Source organism: Nocardia jiangxiensis NBRC 101359 (assembly GCF_000308615.1).
Lineage (GTDB): Bacteria > Actinomycetota > Actinomycetes > Mycobacteriales > Mycobacteriaceae > Nocardia > Nocardia jiangxiensis.
The window spans coordinates 153,014-173,268 of the sequence record NZ_BAGB01000047.1; the positions used below are offsets into that span (position 1 = coordinate 153,014).

Sequence of the window (20,255 nt, forward strand, 5' to 3'; positions counted from 1 at the left end):
TCCGAACCGAACATCGATCGCCGCACAACTCACCGGCTGCTCGGCTGCGGAACCGTATCTCAACGCTCCAAGCGTTCTCGGGTGTCCGGGGCGAGGAGGGGGCGCACGTGTTCGAGGGCGGTGTCGGGGAGGTCAGGGGCAGCGCCGTCCAGCCAATGCACGCGAGGGTCGCGGCGGAACCAGGAGCGCTGACGGCGAACGTAGCGGCGGGTGCCGATGAAGGTGCGTTCCTGAGCGTGCGCGAGGTCGTATTCGCCGTCGAGGTAGGCGAGTACCTGGGCGTATCCGATCGCACGGCAGGCGGTTCGACCTTCTCGCAAGCCCTGTTCGAGCAGGGTGCGCACCTCGTCCACGAGCCCCTCGTCGAACATGGCAGCCGTGCGGATCTCGATGCGCGCATCGAGCTGAGCGGTCTCACGGTCGACACCGAGAATGATTGTGCCCCAATGCGGCTCGCCGATCCGTGGCTGTGAGGCGGCGAACGGGCGGCCGGTGAGTTCGACCACCTCGAGCGCGCGCACCATGCGGCGGCCGTCGGTGGCCAGAATCGTCTGCGCTGCAACGGGATCGGCCTCCCGCAGCGCGGCATGCACGGCGACAACCCCCTCCTCGGCGAGCAACGCCTCCCATTTCGCACGCACCTGCGGATCGGTGGCCGGAAAATCCCACCGGTCCAGCAACGCCTGGACGTACATCATCGATCCGCCCACGATGACCGGGGTGCGCCCGCGCGCCATGATGTCCTCGACATCGGCCGAGGCGCCGCTCTGATAGGCCGCGACGGTGGCGGTTTCGGTGACGTCGAGCACGTCGAGCTGGTGGTGGACGATGCCGCGACGTTGTGCGACCGGCAGTTTGGCGGTGCCGATATCCATCCCGCGATACAACTGCATGGCATCGATGTTGACGATCTCGCCATCCAGGCGTTGCGCCAATTCCAGTGCGAGATCGGACTTTCCGGTGGCAGTGGGACCGACCACCGCGATCGGGGTGATCACGAAGCATTCCCGGAACGCCAGGTGCTCACCTGATAGCCGACACCGAAAGGCGCTGCCCGGTAGAGGGTTTCGACCTTCGGGACATCGGCAGAGAACAATCCGGCCAGCACCTGGTAGGCCGCGCGGCCCGATACTCCGAGCTCAGCGCACAGATCGGTGTCCAGCGTCGTCAGGGCGGTCCGGTCGCCTGCGGACAGGGCGTCATCGATCTCGTCCTGCACCGCCTGCGCGCGTGGATCCAGGTAGCCGGGCGCACTGGTCGACAAGGTGGCCGCCCCGTCGGCGATCACCAGCACACCGTGCGCCTCGGGTTCCGCGTCCAGCTCGCGACGCAGCCGCTCGCCCAGTTCGACACAGCGCGCGACCGGAGCGTCGTGATCCACCAGCCGCGCCGTGGCCGTCACCTCGGCCCCCGCGCATCCGCGCACCCATCCACCGATCAGCACCGGCAGCGGCAGATCGGGGTCAGCGGGAGCGTTCCCCTCCAGCGCGTCGTCCGACAGTGCGACGCGAACATCGGCCCCGTACCCCCGGAACGTGCCGACCGTCCCGGCGTCGAACACCAGGACCTCGCCTCGGGTCGCGCTCGGCCCCGGCGACACGCCCGTCGCCTCCGTGACGAAGGTCCCCACTTCACCGGGACCTCCGTCGGCCGCCACATCCACCCCGACAACCGTCCACCGCGACGCCTGCCCGGCGAGTTCGCGCACCGCGGTCAGCACCGCTTCGCGCAACGCGGGCACCCGGGCCGCGAGATGCGCGTCATCGGCCGCGGGGCGTCCGCCGCACAATTCGGGGACCAGCACGGGCGGTGAGGGGATCAACGCGGCGAGACCGAACACGTCGTCAACGGTAGCGGCCCGCCCCGGTAGCGCGGCGCGGCCGGTCCGGACAGGGTGCGCACCGGCCCGTTCGGACCGGTCGCGGGGGCAGGTCGACGGCCCTCGCGCGCACCCTCCGGCGATGGGCCCTACCACGTAATCGCGGTCCCTGCCACCGCTCGCGCTGCGCCACCGTCGATAAGAGGCGGCGTATCTGCGGTTCGGCTGGTTGAATGGGATGAAGCTAGGGCGTAACCAGGCAGCCGTGACGCGCGGCAGGGACGAGGAGTGATGACCGAGAACAGCGGAACCGAGAAGGCTACCCATCCGGACACCGGCACGGCGCAGCAGTCCAGCACCCCCGCCACACCAGGAGCCACGCCCGCCGATGTAGCGGCACGGCCCGGTCCGGTCCCCAAACCCGGTGCACCGCGGCCGGGCGCACCGAAACCGGGTACCCCGACACCGGGTGCCCGCAAACCCCAGGCGCCCACACCGCACGAGGCGCCCAAACCGCATGCGATCAAACACGCGCCGGGCGCGTCGCAGGAACATCCGCATCCGGTGGTGGTGCCCACGGTCAGCGATCCGAGCCGCTGGGGCCGCGTCGACGACGACGGCACCGCCTGGGTCAAGACCGCCGAGGGCGATCGGCAGATCGGCTCCTGGCAGGCCGGTGACGCCGCCGAGGGCCTGGCGCACTTCGGTCGCCGCTTCGACGATCTGGCCACCGAGGTAGGGCTGCTCGAGGCGCGCCTGGCGGCCGGCACCGACGCCCGCAAGACCAAGACCGCGGCCCTCGCGCTCGCCGAGTCGTTGCCCACGGCGGCGGTGATCGGCGACGTCGACGGCCTGGCCCGGCGCCTGCAGGCGATCGCCGAGCACTCCGATGAGGCGGCCGCGCAGGCCAAGGAGGAGAAGGAGCGCTCCCGGCACGAGCAGACCGAGCGCAAGGAGAACCTGTGCGCGGAGGCCGAGCAGATCGCCAACGACTCCACCCAGTGGAAGGCCGCGGGCGATCGGCTGCGCGAGATCCTGGACGAGTGGAAGACCATCCGCGGAGTGGACCGCAAGGTCGACGACGCCCTGTGGCGACGGTTCTCCAAGGCTCGTGAGGCGTTCAACCGCCGCCGGGGTGCGCATTTCGCCGAACTCGATCGCGAACGGGCCGCGGCCAAGTCGCGCAAGGAAGAGTTGTGCGTGCGCGCCGAGGAACTGTCCACCTCGACCGACTGGGCCGGCACCGCTTCGGTGTTCCGCGATCTGCTGACCGAGTGGAAGGCTGCGGGCCGGGCCCCGCGCGAGGCCGACGATCAGTTGTGGCGGCGTTTCAAGAACGCCCAGGACGTCTTCTTCGGCGCGCGCAATTCCGCGGCCTCGGAGCGGGACGCCGAATTCGAGGAGAACGCGACCGCCAAACTGGAACTGCTGTCCTCCTTCGAGCACCGGATCGCGGCCCATCTGGAATCGGATCTGGACGGCGCGCGCACCGAACTGCGGCATCTGCAGGAGAAGTGGGACGAGATCGGCAAGGTGCCGCGCGAGCGCATGCAGGAACTCGAGGGCCGGTTGCGCGGGATCGAGAAGCAGGTCCGCGACGCGGCCGACACACAGTGGCGGCGCACCGACCCCGAAGCCGTGGCGCGCGCCGCGCAGTTCCGCGAGCGGGTCGCCCAGTTCGAGGAGCAGGCGGCCAAGGCGCAGGCGGCCGGTCGCACCCGCGATGCGGACAAGGCCCTCGAACAGGCCCAGCAGTGGCGCGAATGGGCCGAGGCCGCCGAGGGTGCGGTCACCCGGCGCTGAGTCCTCCGGCACCGACCTGCGAGTACTGAATCATCTTGCCCGGTAACCGGACTCGGCAACGACGCCGCGTCCGATCACCGTCGACGCCACGAGGGCGGCCTGCACGGAGCAGACGCCCGGTGTGCGCTACTGGTCCTCGGGCTCGCCTCGCAGCCAGCGTCGGCTGCGCTCCTCTTCCTCGGCGGCGGCCAGGCGGCGCTGCTCCTCGGCCTCCAGCTGCACGGCGGTGCGGCTCCAGACCACCTTGAGCCAGTGGAAGGTCAGCACGACCATCGCGATCGCACCGAGGATCAGGCCGATCGACGGTCCGGCGCCGTGGTAGTTGCCCAGGTCCGGGGTCTGACGGTGCCAGATGGACAGCACGCCGAAGACGCTGCCGACAGCCGAACCGGCGACCGCGATCCACGCCAGGGTCCAGCGGCGGGTCAGCAGGGCCAGCGAAGAGAAGCCGATGCCGAAGATCAGCACGAACCACTGGAACACCCGTGACGGCAGCCCGATGTGGTCGGCGACGGCCGTGTGGTCGAACAGCAGGATGTCCATTCCGCGGGTGTGCCCGGTATGCGGCAGCACCAGGGTCAGCAGCAGCACGAACACCGCGGCCGCGACCACCATCGCGCGATAACCGGGATCGATCTCACCGGCGATCTTGCGCTCGACCGCCTCCAGATCGTCGTGATAGGACTCGAAGACCTGAGTCTGCTCGGGATTCATCTGCTCCTCGTTCGACTGGGAATCGCTGCTCTGGGCCCCGGACGTGGCACCGGGTCCGGACGCGGCAGCAGTGTCCGAGGCGGCACCGTTTTCGCCCGAATCATCCTGCGGCGCAACGGATTCGGCACCCTTTTCGACCGCGTCACCGACCGGCGCGCCGGCCTCGGACACCCGATCGGCCGACGCCCCGGGATCGCCGTGCGCACCAGCCGAGCCCGACTCGCCGGGCCGGGATTCGTCTTCGGGACGTTCGAGCATCAGTTCTCCACCACTCGTCGCGGTTCTCCGATGAGGTGATCCGGTTTCCGCATCACCTCGGGCCGGGCATCCGGCCGTCGCCACCGAGTCACGGTCCCACCCTACGACTCGACGTCACGGCACTACGACCCGACGTCGTACCAGCGCGCCGGAGGACCGCAGATCACACCTCGCACCCGGACGCGCAGCCCGCGGTGGCGGGCAGCGGTTCCGGTGCGCCGATTCGCGGTAGGCCGAGACCGACGCCGATCGGGGCGGTCTTGGGCGTGATGCCCCGCTCGTGCGAATCGCCCGCACGGGTGCGGCGATGCTCGCGGATCTCGCTGTCGGCGATCAGGTGGTGCGGCGCGGCCTCGGTGAGCACGACGCTGACGATGTCACCGGGCCGGATGGTGTTGTGCTCCGGCGGCCGGAAGTGCACGAGCCGGCCGTCGCGGGCCCGCCCGCTCATCCGGGCGGTGGCGGCGTTCTTCTTGCCCGCACCGTCGGCGACCAGCAGCTCCACCTCGGTGCCGAGCAACGCCCGGTTCGCCTCGAGGGAGATCTCCTCCTGCAATGCGATGAGCCGGTCGTACCGCTCCTGCACCACCGCCTTGGGCACCTGATCGGCCATGGTGGCCGCGGGCGTGCCCGGACGGATCGAGTACTGGAAGGTGAACGCGCTGGTGAAACGCGCCTGCCGCACCACGTCCAGGGTCTGCTGGAAGTCCTCTTCGGTCTCTCCCGGGAAGCCCACGATGATGTCGGTGGTGATCGCAGCGTGTGGCATCGCGGCACGCACCTTCTCGATGATGCCCAGATAACGCGCCGACCGATAGGACCGGCGCATCGCCTTGAGCACCCGATCCGAACCCGACTGCAGCGGCATGTGCAGCTGCGGGCACACGTTCGGGGTCTGCGCCATCGCCTCGATGACGTCGTCGGTGAACTCGGCCGGATGCGGTGAGGTGAACCGGACCCGCTCGAGGCCCTCGATACTTCCGCAGGCACGCAGCAACTGCGCGAACGCACCCCGATCGCGCTGCTCGTCCGGATCCGCGAAGTTCACCCCGTAGGAATTGACGTTCTGCCCGAGCAGGGTCACCTCGAGCACCCCCTGATCGACCAGCGCCTGCACTTCGGCGAGCACATCGCCGGGACGCCGGTCCACCTCCTTGCCGCGTAGCGACGGCACGATGCAGAAGGTGCAGGTGTTGTTGCAGCCGACCGAGATGGACACCCAGCCCGCGTAGGCCGACTCGCGCTTGGCGGGCAGCGTCGAAGGGAACGCCTCGAGCGATTCGAGGATCTCGACCTGCGCCTGCTCGTTGTGGCGGGCCCGTTCCAGCAGTACCGGCAGCGAGCCGATGTTGTGCGTGCCGAACACCACGTCGACCCACGGCGCGCGGCGCAGCACGGTGTCGCGATCCTTCTGGGCCAGGCAGCCGCCGACCGCGATCTGCATACCGGGCCGATCGGCCTTGATCGGGGCCAGATGCCCGAGCGTGCCGTAGAGCTTGTTGTCCGCGTTCTCGCGCACCGCGCAGGTGTTGAACACCACCAGATCCGCGGTCGCGCCGGGGGCGGCCCGGTGGTATCCGGCGTCCTCGAGCAGGCCCGAGAGCCGTTCGGAGTCGTGCACGTTCATCTGGCACCCGTACGTGCGCACCTCGTAGGTACGGGTCGCGTCCGCGGCGGCCACCGCTCCCTCCGCGGCACCAGCTGCCACCTGCATCGACGAATTCACCCGTCCAGGGTATCGGTAGTGCGCAAATCCGGATCGGCCCGTTCCCCGGGGCGAGCGGCGGCGAGGCCGGTCCGGCGCGCCGAGGGCTTTCCGGGCAAGATCCTGAGGCATCGACCGGCATTGCCGCACACTGGGAATGCCACCCGTCCGCACTCACCATCGCTGCGTTGTTCGGCAGAGAGGGCATTCGATGAGGTTCACCCGGGCACTGCGCCTCGGCATCGGCGTTCTGGCGCTCACGGTCGTGGCGAGCGGATGCGGCGCGGGCAGCCCCAGAACCGCCGTTCAGGATGCCGCGGCCGGAAAGCTCACCGTCGGTATCAAATTCGATCAGCCCGGGATGGGTCTGCAGGACCGGGACGGCTCGTTCTCCGGGTTCGATGTGGACGTCGCGACATATGTCGCGGGCAAGCTGGGCGTCGCGCCGCAGAACATCACGTTCAAGGAGGCGCCCTCGGCCCAGCGCGAGCGGCTGATCCAGAGCGGGCAGGTCGACATGGTCGTGGCCTCCTATTCGATCACCGACCAGCGCAAGCAGAAGGTCGATTTCGCCGGGCCCTACTTCGTCGCGCATCAGGGCCTGCTGGTCCGGGCGGACAACACCGCCATCCACGATCCGAACTCGCTGCCCGCGGGCAGCCGGCTGTGCACGGTGGCGGGGTCCACCTCCGCCGATCAGGTGAAGCGGGAATTCCCGCAGGGCGTGAAACTGACCGAGTACGACACCTATTCGCTGTGCGTGGAGGCGCTGCAGAGCAAGATGGTCGACGCGGTCACCACCGACGACATCATCCTGGCGGGCTATCAGGCGCGCTCGCCCCGGCTGCTGAAGCTGCTCGGGCCGATCACCCTCGACGGCAAGCCGGTGCAGGAGCTCTACGGCATCGGATTGCGCAAGGGCGACAACGAATCTCGCACGAAAATCGGCGACGCGATCAGCGCGATGCTCACCGATCCGGCCAAGCCGTGGCAGACCGCGCTGACCAAGAACCTCGGCACGGACTTCCCGATCCCCGCACCGCCCTCGGTCGACCGGTACTGACGGCCCGTCGCAGCGCCCCGACGCCCGGAGTTCGCGGCCGCCGTTGGACTCACGCCGCGTGAAAATATTTCCTGGCGGGAGCATCATTTCTACCGTTGCCGAATGACCGCCAACGAGTCCTCGCAGCCCGATTCGACCACGCCCGAAGACCCAAGCGCCGCTTGGAGTTTCGAGACCAAACAGATCCACGTGGGGCAGGTGCCCGACGGCACCACCAACGCCCGCGCGCTGCCGATCTACCAGACCACCTCCTACACCTTCCGCGACACCGCGCACGCGGCGGCGCTGTTCGGTCTGGCCGAGCCCGGCAACATCTACACCCGCATCGCCAATCCCACCCAGGACGCGGTGGAGCAGCGGATCGCCGCGCTCGAGGGCGGCGTGGCCGCACTGCTGCTGTCCTCCGGACAGGCCGCGGAGACCTTCGCCCTGCTCAACATCGCCGGGGCCGGTGACCACATCGTGTCCAGCCCGCGGCTGTACGGCGGCACCTACAACCTGTTCCACTACACGCTGCCCAAGCTCGGCATCACCGTCGAATTCGTCGAGGACCCGGACGATCTCGAGCAGTGGCGTGCGGCGATCCGCCCGAACACCAAGGCGCTCTACGGCGAAACGGTGTCCAACCCGCAGAACCACATCCTGGACATCCCCGGCATCGCGGAGGTCGCGCACGCCGCGGGTGTGCCGCTGATCGTCGACAACACCGTTCCCACACCGTATTTGATCCAGCCGCTGAAGCACGGCGCCGATATCGTGGTGCATTCGGCGACGAAGTATCTGGGCGGCCACGGCGCGGCGATCGCCGGTGTGATCGTCGACGGCGGCGCTTTCGACTGGACCGTGCAGGATGCCGAGGGCAAGCCGCGTTTCCCGGGCTTCGTCGAGGCGGATGCCAGCTACCACGGTGTGGTCTACGCGGATCTCGGTGCTCCGGCGTACGCGCTCAAGGCGCGCGTGCAGCTGCTGCGTGACCTGGGCTCGGCCATCGCGCCGTTCAACGCGTTCCTGATCAGCCAGGGCCTCGAGACGCTGAGCCTGCGGGTCGAGCGGCACGTGCAGAACGCGCAGGCGGTCGCCGAATTCCTTTCCGAGCGTGCGGAAGTCACCTCCGTCGCCTACGCCGGTCTGCCCTCCTCTCCGTGGTACGAGCGCGGAAAGCAGTTGGCCCCCAGGGGAACCAGCGCGATCATCGGCTTCGAGCTGGCCGGCGGCGTGGACGCCGGGAAGCGTTTCGTGGAGGCGCTGACTCTGCACAGCCACGTCGCCAACATCGGTGACGTCCGTTCGCTGGTGATCCACCCGGCCTCGACCACCCACTCGCAGCTGACCCCGGAGGAGCAGCTCGCCGCGGGCGTCACCCCGGGTCTGGTGCGCCTGGCGGTCGGCGTCGAGGGGATCGAGGACATCCTCGCCGACCTGCGGACCGGATTCGCCGCGGTCTGATCTTGCTTCGAGGCGTCGGGCTCCGCACAGGAGCCCGACGTGCGCGGGGTGATGTGTCGCCGCAACCGACCTATGCTGGCCGGATGAGCACACCCGCAACGCTGGTGACCGTAGCCGAGGATGTGGATTCGGTGACCACGATCGGAGACGAGGACGATCCGGCTGCCGCCGGGCTGAGCAAGGCGCAGGTCGAGGCGGTGTGGGATGCGGTCCGGGAGTGGTACGGGCTGGGTACCACTCCCGCGATCCAGGTCTGCCTGCGCCGCAACGGGCGCGTCGTGCTGAATCGCGCCGTCGGGCACGGCTGGGGTAACGCGCCCGGCGACGATCCCGCCGCCGAGAAAGTCCTGCTGACCCCGGATATGCCGTTCTGCGGATTCTCCACCGCGAAGGGCGTCGCCGCCGCGGTCATGGCCATGCTCATCGAGCAGGGATTCTTCGCGTACGACGATCCGGTGGCCCAGCACATTCCCGAGTTCGCCGCGCACGGCAAGGAGTCGATCACCATCGGCGACGTGCTGTCCCATGCGGCGGGCGTGCCGTTCGTGACCGGGCCGTACCGGGGCTTCGAGCTGGTGGTGGACGACGAGCTGGCCGCGCGGGCGCTGGCCGATCTGACCCCGGCCTGGCCGCGACGGCGGTTCCGGGTCTATCACGCGATGACCGGCGGGCTGATCCAGCGGCTGTTGGTGCAGCGGGTCACGGGCAAGCGGATGCGCGATCATCTGGCCGAGCAGATCCTGGACCCGCTGGGTTTCCGGTGGACCAGTTTCGGGGTCCGGGCCCAGGACGTCGAGCTGGTCGTGCCCAGTGTCCAGACGGGACCGAAACCGTCCCCGATGATGAAGTTCCTGGCGCACAAGGCACTCGGCGGTGCGTTGAACGGACCGATATCGGCGGAGAAGAATCGCGATTTCCTCACCGCCGAACTGCCCTCGGGCAATCTGGTCACCACCGCTTCGGAGCTGTCGCGCTTCTACGAGATCCTCACGCGCGGAGGTGAATTGGATGGTGTGCGGATCATGAAGCCCGATACCGTCCGGATGGCGGCCGCACCGGCGAAGTGGATTCCCGGCGTCGCTGGGCGGGTCAGCCGGGCCGGATTCGAACTCGGCGCGCGGCGGTCGAAATTCGGCCCGAACACCGAATCGCATTTCGGCCGTAGCGGTTTGACCACGCAGTACGGCTGGGCCGATCCGGCTCGCGGGCTGTCCGGGGCGATTCTGACCAGCGGTAAGGCATCGACCGACGTCAAGCGTCCGGTTCAGCTGTGTGCGCGGATCGCCCGGGTCATCGGACCTTCCGATGCGGGCGGCTTCGAGCTCTGAACCAGGGCCTCAGGGCCGAATTCGCAACTCGTTGTGGATGATTCGGGCGGCCTTGGCCATGATCGCCTCCGCACCCGGCTGCACCACCGCCGGGACCCGGGACTGGGTCAGGACCGCCACCGCGAGGGTCTGCCCGTCGGCGTGTTCGACGACGCCCACCTCGTGACGGAAGTTCAGCAGTGAGCCGGTCTTGGAGGACCAGCGCGAGGCATCGGAGCTGAAGTCCGGGGCGAGCCGATGGCGGATCATGTTGTCCGCCATCAGTTCCCGGATTCGGGCGGCGGTCGGCTCGGTGATGCTCGCGGGTCGCCACAGCCCTTGCAGCAGGTCGGCGAAGGCGCGGGCCGAACCGGTATTCGCGCTCCCGACGTCCAGCTGCGGCACCGCGTGGCCGTGTCCGGCGGTGGCCGCCTCGATGGCGAGGGTATGGGCCAGATACGCCTGGGCCTGCTCGAACGCCTCGGCCGGGGTACGGGTCAGATCGTCCATGAGGTGCCGCACGGCGATCCCGTCGTAACCGAGCCGGCGCAATTCGGCGGCCACCGCGGCGGGCGGCGTCAGCGCGAACAGCGCATCGGCCGCGGCGCTGTCGCTGATGGCGATGCTCAGATACAGCAGGTCATCCAGCGCGATCGTCGCGGGATGGCGGAACTTCGCCACCCCGATCGGCCCCGGTGTGGTGATCGCCCCCGGGCGCACCGTGATCGGCGTGGCCGGATCCAGCTCCCCGCGCCCGATCCGCTCCAGCGTGGCGACCACCAGCGGCACCTTCACCAGCGAGGCGATCGGCCACTCCAGCTCCGCATCGATCCCGAGCTCATCCCCGCTGTCCAGATCCCGCACCAGAATCGACCCGCGCAGTCCGGCATCGTCCAACTCCTGCCGCGCCACCCGCACCGCCGTGGTCATACCCATTGCCGCACAGCCTTTCTCATGGACCAACCAGTGCTTTCGGAGGGATCACACGACCGCCTGCCGTCACGACCGCGCATCGCCGTTGCCGGTCGTTTCGTCGCGGGCGTCCCGCAGGCCGAGGCAGCGCGCGATGCCGCGGTGGGGCAGGGTTGCGATGCGGTCGGCGTCCTCGGGGTGGGCCGCGGTGATGTCGTAGCCGCGCGCGGGATCCAGTTCGCCGATGGGCCGCCAGTTCAGGCCCAATTCGGTGGCTTGGGTCGGTGAGCAGAGCAGCAGGTCGTCGGAGGCGAGGACCGCGGCCGCGGCGGTGACGAGAGCTGGGCCCACGACGACCTGGACGGGTTGCAGGCCGAGCGAATCACGCAGACGGATGATGCGGTCGCGGATGTGGGGCACATCGTCCTCGGGTTGAATCCAGACTCGGCGGCGGCGATTGTCGCGGTCGGCGCGTCCGGCGCGCAGCGTCTCCAGGTAGATCGGCGTACTCTGCGGGCCGCCGGTTTCGGCCAGTCCCAACGGGATTCGCCAGACCGCACGATCGGCGGGCACGGCGATCAGGGCCGCGCGCACCTCCTGGGTGCGAGCCAGTTCGGCGCGTTCGCGCGGGTCGGCCGGATGCAGATCCAGGGTGAGGCCGCAGGCCGTGCCGTCGGCGACCAGCCGGGCGAGCGGGAGCGGGCCGCAGACCGCGGGCACCGCCATCCGGAACGGCCGGCTGCGGGCGCGTTCGGCCTCGTCCTGCATCGCCTCGGCGAGTTCGACCAGACGGCGCGCCGAGGGCAGCATGTCGCGGCCGAAGGCGGTGAGGGTCGCGGTCCGCGAGGTCCGGTCGAGCAAACGGGCCCCGAAATGCTGTTCGAGCGCGGCGATGCGACGGCTGGCGACCGACTGCGGGATCCGCGCCGCGGCGGCACCGGCGGTGAAACTGCCGTGACTGCTGACCGAGACGAAGGCTCGGCAGGCGGCGACGATATCCACGATGCGGCAGTCTATGCCGATTCGGCATCGTTGCGGTGATTTCTGTCTTGGACGGCATCGAAGATCGGTGCCAGGCTCGTCGTCACCACGCCGCCCGTTCCGGTGCGGCGGTCGACAAGGAAGGTGACCTCGATGTCCCATTCCGTCCGGAGCCGCCGGGTCGCTGCCACCCTCGCGGTCGGCACGGCGCTGCTGTCGCTGTGCGCCTGCGGCTCGGGCAACTCGGGTTCCTCCGCGACCACCACCTCGGTCGTCTCGCCGCCGACACCGGTCGGCGGCACCGCGCTGTCGGGCCGATTCGGTGAGCTCGAAGGCCGATTCGGTGCGCGCCTGGGGGTTTTCGCGCTGGACACCGGGTCCGGACACATCGTCGAGTACCGCGCCGACGAGCGGTTCGCGTTCTGCTCCACGTTCAAGGCCCTGGAAGCGGGCGCGATCCTGACCACCGCGGGCCCCGCCGAGCTGGATCGCCGAATCACCTACACCGCAACGGATCTCACCGCCTACGCACCGATCACCCGACCGCACGTGACCGACGGAATGACGGTGCGGGACCTGCTGGACGCCGCGGTGCGCTACAGCGACAACACCGCCGCGAACCTGCTGTTCGGACTGCTGGGCGGCCCCGCCGGTCTGCAACACGACCTGCGGAATCTGGGCGATCAGGTGACCCGGAGCGACCGTCTCGAACCCGCGCTCAGCGAGGCCACCCCGGGCGATCCGCGAGACACCAGCACGCCCCGCACCTTCGCCACCGACCTGCGCACCTACGTCCTGGGCACCGCACTGCCGACGGACAACCGCACCCTGCTGACCACGATGCTGCGCACCAATACGACCGGCGCGGGACTCATCCGCGCCGGTGTCCCGGCCGACTGGGTGGTCGGCGACAAGACCGGCAACGGCGACTACGGCACCCGCAACGACATCGCCGTCCTCTGGCCGCCCCATCGGGCACCGATCGTCCTGGCCGTCATGTCCACCCGCCACGGCCACGACGACACCTACGACAACGCCCTCATCGCCCAGGCCGCGAACGCCGCGGTAACGGCATTGAAATGAACCCAATCCCGCACGGACACAACAGAATCGAATCAGGACCGATGAACGGAAATATTCCACCACTGACGCGCCGAGGACTGTTCGGCGTGGGCGCGGGTGTCGCGGCGGCGGTAGGCGGCGTGGCCTGCGGGACCGCCGAGGAGAACACCCGCCCCGCACGACAGCTGACCGGGATCCGGCTGCGCTGGTGGGGCAACAACAGCTGGGAGATCCGGATCTCCGCTCCCGGCGGCGACCGGACGGTGCTGATCGATCCGTGGCTCACCAGGTTCCGGACCGGCACCTACACCCCCGCGGGCGCCGACCCGACGACGCCGCTGTCGGTGGACACCGCCCTGATCGACCACTACGTCGACAGCGGCGAACTGCGCGCCGACCACATCCTGGTCACCCACGGGCACTACGACCACATCACCGACGTCCCGTATCTGGCCCAGCGCACCGGCGCCACGGTGATCGGCACCGAGTCCCACCTGAATCTCCTGATCGCCCTCGGCGCCCCGCAGGATCAGCTGTCGGTGGCGTCGGGCGGCGAGTACATCGACTGCGGCAGTCACCGGATCCGGGTGCTGCGCTCCCTGCATTCCCAGCTCGGTCCCCGCGCCCGCATACCGTTCCCGGGCACCCGTCCGGCAGCCCCGCCGCCGCGCCCGCGCACCATCGCGGACCTCGTCGAAGGCGGCACGCTCGCCTACCAGATCGAGAGCCCCGGCGGTTCGGTCCTGAACCTGGGCGGTTCGAACTACATCGAATCCGAACTGACCACCCTGCGTCCCGACGTCCTGCTCCTGCCCGTCGGCGGTTCGAATGTGCACGACTACGTCCCGCGCCTCCTGCACGCCCTGGGAAACCCGCCCCACATCCTCCCGACGCACTGGGACGATTTCGACCTCCCCCTGAGTCGGCCCGCGAAGGACACCGGCGGACTGGCCCCGCTCCGCAAAGCAGTCACCGCGGCCAGCCCGTCCAGCGCCTTCGTCGTCGTGGACCACCTTCAGACGTATCCCGCCTGATCATCGCGACGTCAGTGTGGAATCGTGTTCCGGCGGAACAACTCCGGCGCTCCCGAGTAGACTCCTCGGTTCATTCGCCCGCGGTCGATACGACCGGCTCGCAACGCACCTCGAAATTGACCGAATTGGCGATGAAACACATCTCGTGCGCGCGCTCGTGCAGAATCCGAGTCCGGTCGACGTGCTCGGATTCGACTATTCGCACCTGCGGACGCAACACCACTTCCGAGAAATGACCACTCCCATCAGCCGTTTCGACCATGGTCCCGGACGGGCGATCGGTGTAATCCGTGACGACTATCCGCTCCTGCGAACACAGCGCGAGAAACCAGAGCATATGGCACTGCGACAGGCTGGCAACCAGCAGTTCCTCCGGATTCCACCGCTCCGGAACACCACGAAAAGCCGGGTCGGCGGTACCGGGAATCACCGGCTTGCCCAGCGCCGAAACATCATGCGCACGCTCGTACTCCCGATATCCACTGGTACCCGTCCCCGTATTACCGGTCCAGGTCACATCAACTTCGTATTGATGAGTCTTCGGCACCACAATCTCTCTTTCCCGAGATGAATCCAGAAATATTCACACCACACCTGACAACGGATGTCCGCCGCGCATCCCGCAAATACCGAGAGCGGCTATCGGATTCATCTTGTGCCGCCGATCGCAAGCAGATAGCACGACAGGTTGTTTCGACAGTGCCAACGATCGCATAGCCTGCCCCCATCAGTTCGCGATTTCACCCGTCCGATCCCCTTGGAGGTGAGTAGTGGGACGACAACCTGGGCAGATGGGCCGTGAATCGTTCGACACCGGAATACTTCTCACCGAGTGAGGTGGCGGCGAATCCGGTGGCGAGATAGAAGCCGAGGGATTCGGCGTCCGTCTCTGCCACCAGATCCGAATCCGGATGACGGGAACGGATCTCGGCCAGCAGACGCCGACCGACACCGGTGTGCCGATGCGGCTCGATTGTCGCGATGTGCCGGAGGGTGATTCCCGTGTGGCCCTGCTCGTATCCCGCCACACCGATCGGCTCGCAGTGCATGATCAGCGTGAGAAGCACTGCGTCGCAATCATTCCGGTAGAACTCGCATGCGGCGGTGAGTCGGGAGCGATCACCGCCGATCGCGGCGAACAACACCTCGGCTACGGCCGGATCGTCTACATCCGCGCGGATGATTCGGGCCGGAGGCGCCGGATCACCCGATGTCGGCGGCTGCCAGTTCGGCTTTGACGAGGGCATAGGCTCGGGACTGGTTGTAGCCGCGGCGGGCGAGCATGCCTACCAGGCGGCGGATCAGCTTGTCGCGGTCCAGGTTTCGGGGTGTGCTGCGGAGTTTGCGTTGGATCAGGGCGATGGCGGCATCGTCGGGGTCGGCATCGGGAATGTCGTGTTCGGCGGGGAACTGGTCGGCGATGGCGACGCCCTCGTCCGCGTTGCCGGGCAGGGCGTCGTGGTCTGCCGAGTAGTCACCGTCGGCGGTGGAGCGGTGACCGGCCAGCGCGGCGCGGTCGGGCGCGGTGTCTCCCGATGACGTGCGGCCGGGTGGTTCCGCGCGACGCAGGGTCGAGCCGGGGCGTCCGGGGCGGGGCGGGGCCGGGAGGTCGGCCTCGGCGACGGCAGCCTGCACCACCGCATAGGCGGTGGACGGGTCGTAGCCTTTGCGGGCCAGCATTCCCACGAGGCGGCGAGTTGCCTTGTCCCGGTCCAGATCCGCGGGGAGGGTACGGAGTTTGCGGTGCACCAGGTCGGTCGCACGAGTGTGTTCGTCGTCGACGCTGATGGATTCCAGGGCCGGGGCCGCGACGTCGGGGGCGATGCCTTTGCGACGCAACTCCTGAGCGAGCACCTTCTTACCCTTGCCGGAGTAGGTGTGCCTGGAATGGACCCACTGCTCGGCGAATGCCGCATCATCGATCAGGCCGACGGCCGCGAGCCGATCCAGCGCCCGCTCGGCCACCTCGGGCGCAAAGCCCTTGTCCGCCAACTTGTTCGCCAGTTCGGCCCGGCTGCGGGCCCGATCGGTCAGCAACCGCAGACACAGATCCTTGGCCTGCGCCTCGGTGCCCGCCGGGGTCTCCCGCTCGGCCCCCTCCCCTCGTCGCCGCGCTCCGCGCCGGGAACGACGCCCGGAGTCATCGTCCCCTCCGGCACTGCTACCCGACAGACTCGCCGCTCCAGACGAATCAGCGTCCAGCCGCCGCGCCCGAGTATCCGACGCCTCGAAACGCTCATCCGAATCCGTTCGGCCGGAACGGTATTCACGATCATCACCCGGGTCGAATGCCCGCCGCACCGAACCTGCGGAGGACGAAGTCGCCTCGGACACGTCAGCGGGCATCGAAGTGCGCGGCACTCCCCCAGCAGCGGCGGGATCACCGGCGAAGTCGCGCTCGTACCCACTGGACTCGGGGCCGGTGCGCCGAGGTTCCCGAGAGGTACGGTCGCCCGGGTCAGCAGTACGGGAACCGCCCGGATGACGTTCCGCAGCGTCCGGACCTACCGGACCACCATCGGAACGCCACAGGCCACCGGCGCTGTCCTCCCCCGCTCCGGACGACTTCCTGCGGACCGGACGACGATGCGGGCGAACGGATTCGGCGGAATCGTCCGCACGCGCACGCCCACCGGACTCGAGTTGTTCGAGTTGGCGGCGGAGGCGTTCCACCGCATCGAGCCGAGTCGCGCCGGGGTCGCGGGCGGGCCCGGACCCCGGCGGTTCCCGGTGCGGCATCGGCTAGAAGTCGACGGGCGCCTCGGCACCCGCGTCTGCGGTGACGTCGGCGCCGATGCCGAGCTTCTCCTTGATCTTCTTCTCGATCTCGTTGCGCACGTCGGTGTTCTCCAGCAGGAACTTGCGCGCGTTCTCCTTGCCCTGACCGAGCTGATCGCCCTCGTAGGTGTACCAGGACCCGGACTTGCGGATGAATCCGTGCTCGACACCCATATCGATGATCGAGCCCTCCTTGGAGATGCCCACACCGTAGAGAATGTCGAACTCGGCCTGCTTGAACGGCGGGGCCACCTTGTTCTTGACGACCTTGACGCGGGTGCGGTTACCGACCGCGTCGGTGCCGTCCTTGAGCGTCTCGATGCGGCGGATGTCCAGGCGCACCGAGGCGTAGAACTTCAGCGCCTTACCACCGGTGGTGGTCTCGGGGGAACCGAACATGACGCCGATCTTCTCGCGCAGCTGGTTGATGAAGATGGCGGTGGTGCCGGAGTTGTTGAGCGCACTGGTCATCTTGCGCAGCGCCTGGCTCATCAGGCGGGCCTGCAGACCGACGTGGCTGTCACCCATCTCGCCCTCGATCTCGGCGCGGGGCACCAGCGCGGCCACCGAGTCGATGACGATGATGTCCAGCGCGCCGGAACGCACGAGCATGTCGGCGATCTCGAGCGCCTGCTCACCGGTGTCGGGCTGGGAGACCAGCAGTGCGTCGGTGTCCACGCCCAGCTTGCGGGCGTAGTCCGGATCCATCGCGTGCTCGGCGTCGATCATGGCCGCGACACCGCCGTTGGCCTGGGCGTTGGCGATCGCGTGCATGGCCAGCGTGGTCTTACCGGAGGATTCCGGACCGTAGATCTCGATGATGCGGCCGCGCGGCAGGCCGCCCAGCCCCAGGGCGACGTCCAGCGCGATCGAACCCGTCGGAATGACCGAGATGGGCTGGCGCGCCTCCTCCCCGAGGCGCATCACCGCCCCCTTGCCGAAGCTCTTCTCCACCTGAGCGAGGGCGAGCTCGAGAGCCTTGTCGCGGTCGTAAGCCTGTGGTGCCATCGTCTGGTTCCCCTTCTCACGGGTGATCGTTGTGTGGTTGGCGCCCACAGTAGAGGGCGGCACCGACAAGTTCTGCTGCCCAGCTTAGACGAACACGTGTTCGAGGCAAGCGACACGCCTGACCACACCGAACCCACCTCCTCGGACAGCACCCGTGACGCCTGACCACACCGAACCCACCTCCTCGGACAGCACCCGTGACGCCTGACCACACCGAACCCACCTCCTCGGACAGCACCCGTGGACGCACCTGACCACACCGAACCCCACCTCCTCGGGCAGCGCCGCCGGACCGGCTCAGGACCTGCGTTCCGGGGGAACCAGCGCGATCCGGTCCGCGCCCATCAGCGCCTGGGCCTGCTTGAACACCCGCAGCGACGGGGTGACCTCGACATCAGTGATGCCGTCCAGCGAACCGAGCCGCTCGGTGACGTACCGGTACAGATGCGCGGTGTCGCGGCAGACGATCGAGGCGATCAGATTGGTCGCTCCGGTGGTGGCGGCGGCGAACGCCGTCTCGGGGAAGGCGGCGACGGCGGTGCCCACCGCGTGCAGATCGGCCGGACGAGTCCGCAGCCACAGCGAGGCGCGCACCGCGTACCCCATCCGCTCGATCGCGAAGTCCAGATCGAAATACAGCACACCGGCCTCCACCAACTCGGCCATCCGCCGCGCGGCGCGGGTCGGACTCCATCCGGTCTCGGCGGCGATCCGGGCGTACGACGCGCGACCGTCACGGCTCAGCAGCGCCAACATCGCCTCGTCGGCCGACGACAGATCCATCGGCTCGTCCGGACCCACCGGATCGGCGATCGACCGGGTCGAGGAACCCAGCGCCGCCCGTTGTTCGGCGGTGAGCAGACCACCGAAACGCGGCCACTCCTCCTCGAGCGGGAACCGGTGGATGATCTCGTACGCGTTCAACCGCGTCACCTGACTGGCCCGCGGAAGGATGTTGAGCAGCAACGCGTCCCGCTGTTCGGCCGTGCGCGGCCGGCTCACGCACGTCACCTCCGAACCGGTCGCCAGCAATGCCACCCAGCTGACGTCGGGCAGGCGCGCCAGCGATTCGGCCAGTCGCAGCGCCTTGTCGGGCGTCGAGCCCAGCCGCAGCATCCACCGGGTGCTGCCCAGCGGCACCGCGTTCACCAGACCGGAGATGTGCAGAATGCCGCGCCCGCGCAGGGAGCGATAGCGCCGCGCGACGGTCTGCTCGGAAACGCCCAGCACCGCACCGAGTTTCGCGAACGGGATACGCGGATCGGTGACCAGGCCGTGCACGATCTGCCGGTCCAGCGGGTCGAGCACGGAGGATTCGTGCACTCCATCGACGGTCACGAGGGGATTCCCATGCTGCTGGTCGGTTGTCGGGTGGGATATCCCAGTATGCCGCACGCTCACGTCGGTATCGTTCACATCCCGATCACCGGCGCACGACGGTCACCAGATTGACCAGCGGTGCGCCGACGTGTCCCGCGCCCGCCTCGACCACCGGCAGCGGGCGACCCGCCGCACGCAGATAGTCCGCGAGCCCGGTGCGCTCGGCGTCCCAGCCGCGTTCGGAGAACCACTGTGCCGCATCGGATCTCGGATCGTTGTAGATCAGCCGGGCCCAATCGCTCTTGGCCTCGTCATCGGCCTGCTCGGACTCGACCATCTCGGTGTACTCCTCCCGTGGCAGCGGCGTCATCTGCTCGATGGCGGCGCGACTGCCCGCCGCGCTGGCCGCATCGAGTGTGGCGAACAGCTGATCCTGTGCCTCGGGGGTGATGTAGATCAGCAGTCCCTCCACCAGCCAGGCGGTCGGGGCCCCCGGGTCGAATCCGTTGTCCCGCAGGACATCGAGCCATTCGTCGCGCAGATCCACCGCGACCTCGCGGCGATCGGCGAGCGGTTCGATTCCGGCCTCGGCCAGCGTCTCGCGTTTGAAGTCCAGCACGTGCGAACGGTCGAGTTCGTAGACCACCGCGTCCGCGAGGCACGGCAGCCGATAGACGCGTGCGTCCAGCCCCGCCGCCAGAATCACCACCTGAGCGATGCCGGCCTCCCGAGCGGCTCGCAGGTAGTCGTCGAAATACCTTGTCCGCCCGGCGATATGGGCACGGAAGGAGGTCCCGAAGTCCGGCGACCGCAGGATATGGTCACGGGTGAGTTCGGGATCCGGGTCGGCCAGCAGGGCCCACTCCCCGCCCGCGGCCCGCAGGAACAGCTCGGCCAGCGGATCGACCGCGAGCGGCTCCTCGTCCTGCGCGGCCAGCGTCCGCGCGGCCGCCACGAACAGCGCCGTCGACCCCACGCTCGTAGTGATGTCCCAGTCATCGCTATCGCTTCGCATGCCGGTCACGCTATCGGCGAGTCGATGGAA

The 20,255-nt window shown here is 68.7% G+C and carries 18 protein-coding genes and 1 pseudogene; 6 read left to right on the forward strand and 13 right to left on the reverse strand.

The features are described 5' to 3' along the window. Positions 1-59: 59 nt before the first annotated feature. Positions 60-998 carry a tRNA (adenosine(37)-N6)-dimethylallyltransferase MiaA gene (gene miaA / locus ON40_RS21130; RefSeq protein WP_085997761.1) on the reverse strand — a complete coding sequence of 313 codons (939 nt, stop codon included), beginning with the start codon at positions 996-998 and terminating at the stop codon, positions 60-62. After that, complete coding sequence (locus ON40_RS21135) at positions 995-1,840, reverse strand: class III extradiol ring-cleavage dioxygenase family protein (protein WP_040825367.1); 846 nt, start codon at positions 1,838-1,840, stop codon at positions 995-997. Before ON40_RS21135 ends, miaA begins: the two co-directional genes overlap by 4 nt. 270 nt (positions 1,841-2,110) lie before the next feature. Between ON40_RS21135 and ON40_RS21140 the strand changes: the two genes are divergently transcribed. Further along, on the forward strand, positions 2,111-3,622 hold the full coding sequence (locus tag ON40_RS21140; protein WP_040825368.1) for a DUF349 domain-containing protein: 1,512 nt from the start codon (positions 2,111-2,113) through the stop codon (positions 3,620-3,622). 126 nt (positions 3,623-3,748) lie between these two features. On the opposite strand, the gene ON40_RS21145 is transcribed toward ON40_RS21140, so the two are convergent. Further along, on the reverse strand, positions 3,749-4,336 hold the full coding sequence (locus ON40_RS21145) for an Rv2732c family membrane protein (protein ID WP_040825933.1): 588 nt from the start codon (positions 4,334-4,336) through the stop codon (positions 3,749-3,751). Positions 4,337-4,757: 421 nt separating this feature from the next. Then, the gene (gene miaB / locus ON40_RS21150) at positions 4,758-6,308 is read right to left on the reverse strand and encodes a tRNA (N6-isopentenyl adenosine(37)-C2)-methylthiotransferase MiaB (protein ID WP_051193426.1); all 1,551 of its coding nucleotides are present in this window, start codon (positions 6,306-6,308) and stop codon (positions 4,758-4,760) included. Between the two features lie 202 nt (positions 6,309-6,510). On the opposite strand from miaB, the gene ON40_RS21155 reads away from it, so the two are divergent. The 3 genes from ON40_RS21155 (at position 6,511) to ON40_RS21165 (ending at position 10,136) form a co-directional block, all read left to right on the forward strand. Next, a complete protein-coding gene (locus ON40_RS21155; RefSeq protein WP_040825369.1) occupies positions 6,511-7,362 on the forward strand; it encodes a glutamate ABC transporter substrate-binding protein in 852 nt (283 codons plus the stop codon). A gap of 102 nt (positions 7,363-7,464) precedes the next feature. Then, positions 7,465-8,808 (forward strand): bifunctional o-acetylhomoserine/o-acetylserine sulfhydrylase, encoded by a 1,344-nt coding sequence (locus ON40_RS21160; RefSeq protein ID WP_051193371.1) that lies wholly within the window; start codon positions 7,465-7,467, stop codon positions 8,806-8,808. Between the two features lie 83 nt (positions 8,809-8,891). Continuing rightward, positions 8,892-10,136: a serine hydrolase gene (locus ON40_RS21165; protein ID WP_051193372.1), complete on the forward strand. Its 1,245-nt coding sequence runs from the start codon at positions 8,892-8,894 to the stop codon at positions 10,134-10,136. Between the two features lie 9 nt (positions 10,137-10,145). On the opposite strand, the gene ON40_RS21170 is transcribed toward ON40_RS21165, so the two are convergent. Together ON40_RS21170 and ON40_RS21175 are read right to left on the reverse strand one after the other, a co-directional pair. Beyond that, complete coding sequence (locus ON40_RS21170; protein WP_040825370.1) at positions 10,146-11,051, reverse strand: serine hydrolase; 906 nt, start codon at positions 11,049-11,051, stop codon at positions 10,146-10,148. Positions 11,052-11,114: 63 nt separating this feature from the next. Next, the gene (locus tag ON40_RS21175) at positions 11,115-12,029 is read right to left on the reverse strand and encodes a LysR family transcriptional regulator (RefSeq protein WP_040825372.1); all 915 of its coding nucleotides are present in this window, start codon (positions 12,027-12,029) and stop codon (positions 11,115-11,117) included. Between the two features lie 132 nt (positions 12,030-12,161). On the opposite strand from ON40_RS21175, the gene bla reads away from it, so the two are divergent. Then, positions 12,162-13,091 (forward strand): class A beta-lactamase, encoded by a 930-nt coding sequence (gene bla, locus ON40_RS21180; RefSeq protein ID WP_040825374.1) that lies wholly within the window; start codon positions 12,162-12,164, stop codon positions 13,089-13,091. A gap of 41 nt (positions 13,092-13,132) precedes the next feature. Continuing rightward, on the forward strand, positions 13,133-14,104 hold the full coding sequence (locus ON40_RS21185; RefSeq protein WP_040825376.1) for an MBL fold metallo-hydrolase: 972 nt from the start codon (positions 13,133-13,135) through the stop codon (positions 14,102-14,104). Between the two features lie 70 nt (positions 14,105-14,174). On the opposite strand, the gene ON40_RS21190 is transcribed toward ON40_RS21185, so the two are convergent. From ON40_RS21190 to ON40_RS21215, 7 genes and pseudogenes are all read right to left on the reverse strand, one after another. After that, on the reverse strand, positions 14,175-14,651 hold the full coding sequence (locus ON40_RS21190; RefSeq protein WP_040825940.1) for an OsmC family protein: 477 nt from the start codon (positions 14,649-14,651) through the stop codon (positions 14,175-14,177). 193 nt (positions 14,652-14,844) lie between these two features. Beyond that, complete coding sequence (locus ON40_RS21195) at positions 14,845-15,351, reverse strand: N-acetyltransferase (RefSeq protein WP_157186361.1); 507 nt, start codon at positions 15,349-15,351, stop codon at positions 14,845-14,847. Beyond that, positions 15,308-15,742, reverse strand: coding sequence for a hypothetical protein (locus tag ON40_RS56110; RefSeq protein ID WP_373281959.1), 435 nt, complete (start codon positions 15,740-15,742; stop codon positions 15,308-15,310). The genes ON40_RS21195 and ON40_RS56110 overlap by 44 nt, the downstream gene beginning before the upstream one ends. After that, a pseudogene (gene recX / locus ON40_RS51975) lies at positions 15,722-16,276 on the reverse strand (recombination regulator RecX); the annotation flags it as partial. The gene ON40_RS56110 and the pseudogene recX, both read right to left, overlap by 21 nt. Positions 16,277-16,846: 570 nt before the next feature. Continuing rightward, positions 16,847-17,890 carry a recombinase RecA gene (gene recA, locus ON40_RS21205; RefSeq protein ID WP_040825946.1) on the reverse strand — a complete coding sequence of 348 codons (1,044 nt, stop codon included), beginning with the start codon at positions 17,888-17,890 and terminating at the stop codon, positions 16,847-16,849. Positions 17,891-18,187: 297 nt separating this feature from the next. Then, complete coding sequence (locus ON40_RS21210; RefSeq protein WP_040825377.1) at positions 18,188-19,228, reverse strand: Lrp/AsnC family transcriptional regulator; 1,041 nt, start codon at positions 19,226-19,228, stop codon at positions 18,188-18,190. Positions 19,229-19,313: 85 nt separating this feature from the next. Continuing rightward, positions 19,314-20,225: an SAM-dependent methyltransferase gene (locus tag ON40_RS21215; protein ID WP_040825948.1), complete on the reverse strand. Its 912-nt coding sequence runs from the start codon at positions 20,223-20,225 to the stop codon at positions 19,314-19,316. Between the last annotated feature and the right edge of the window lie 30 nt (positions 20,226-20,255).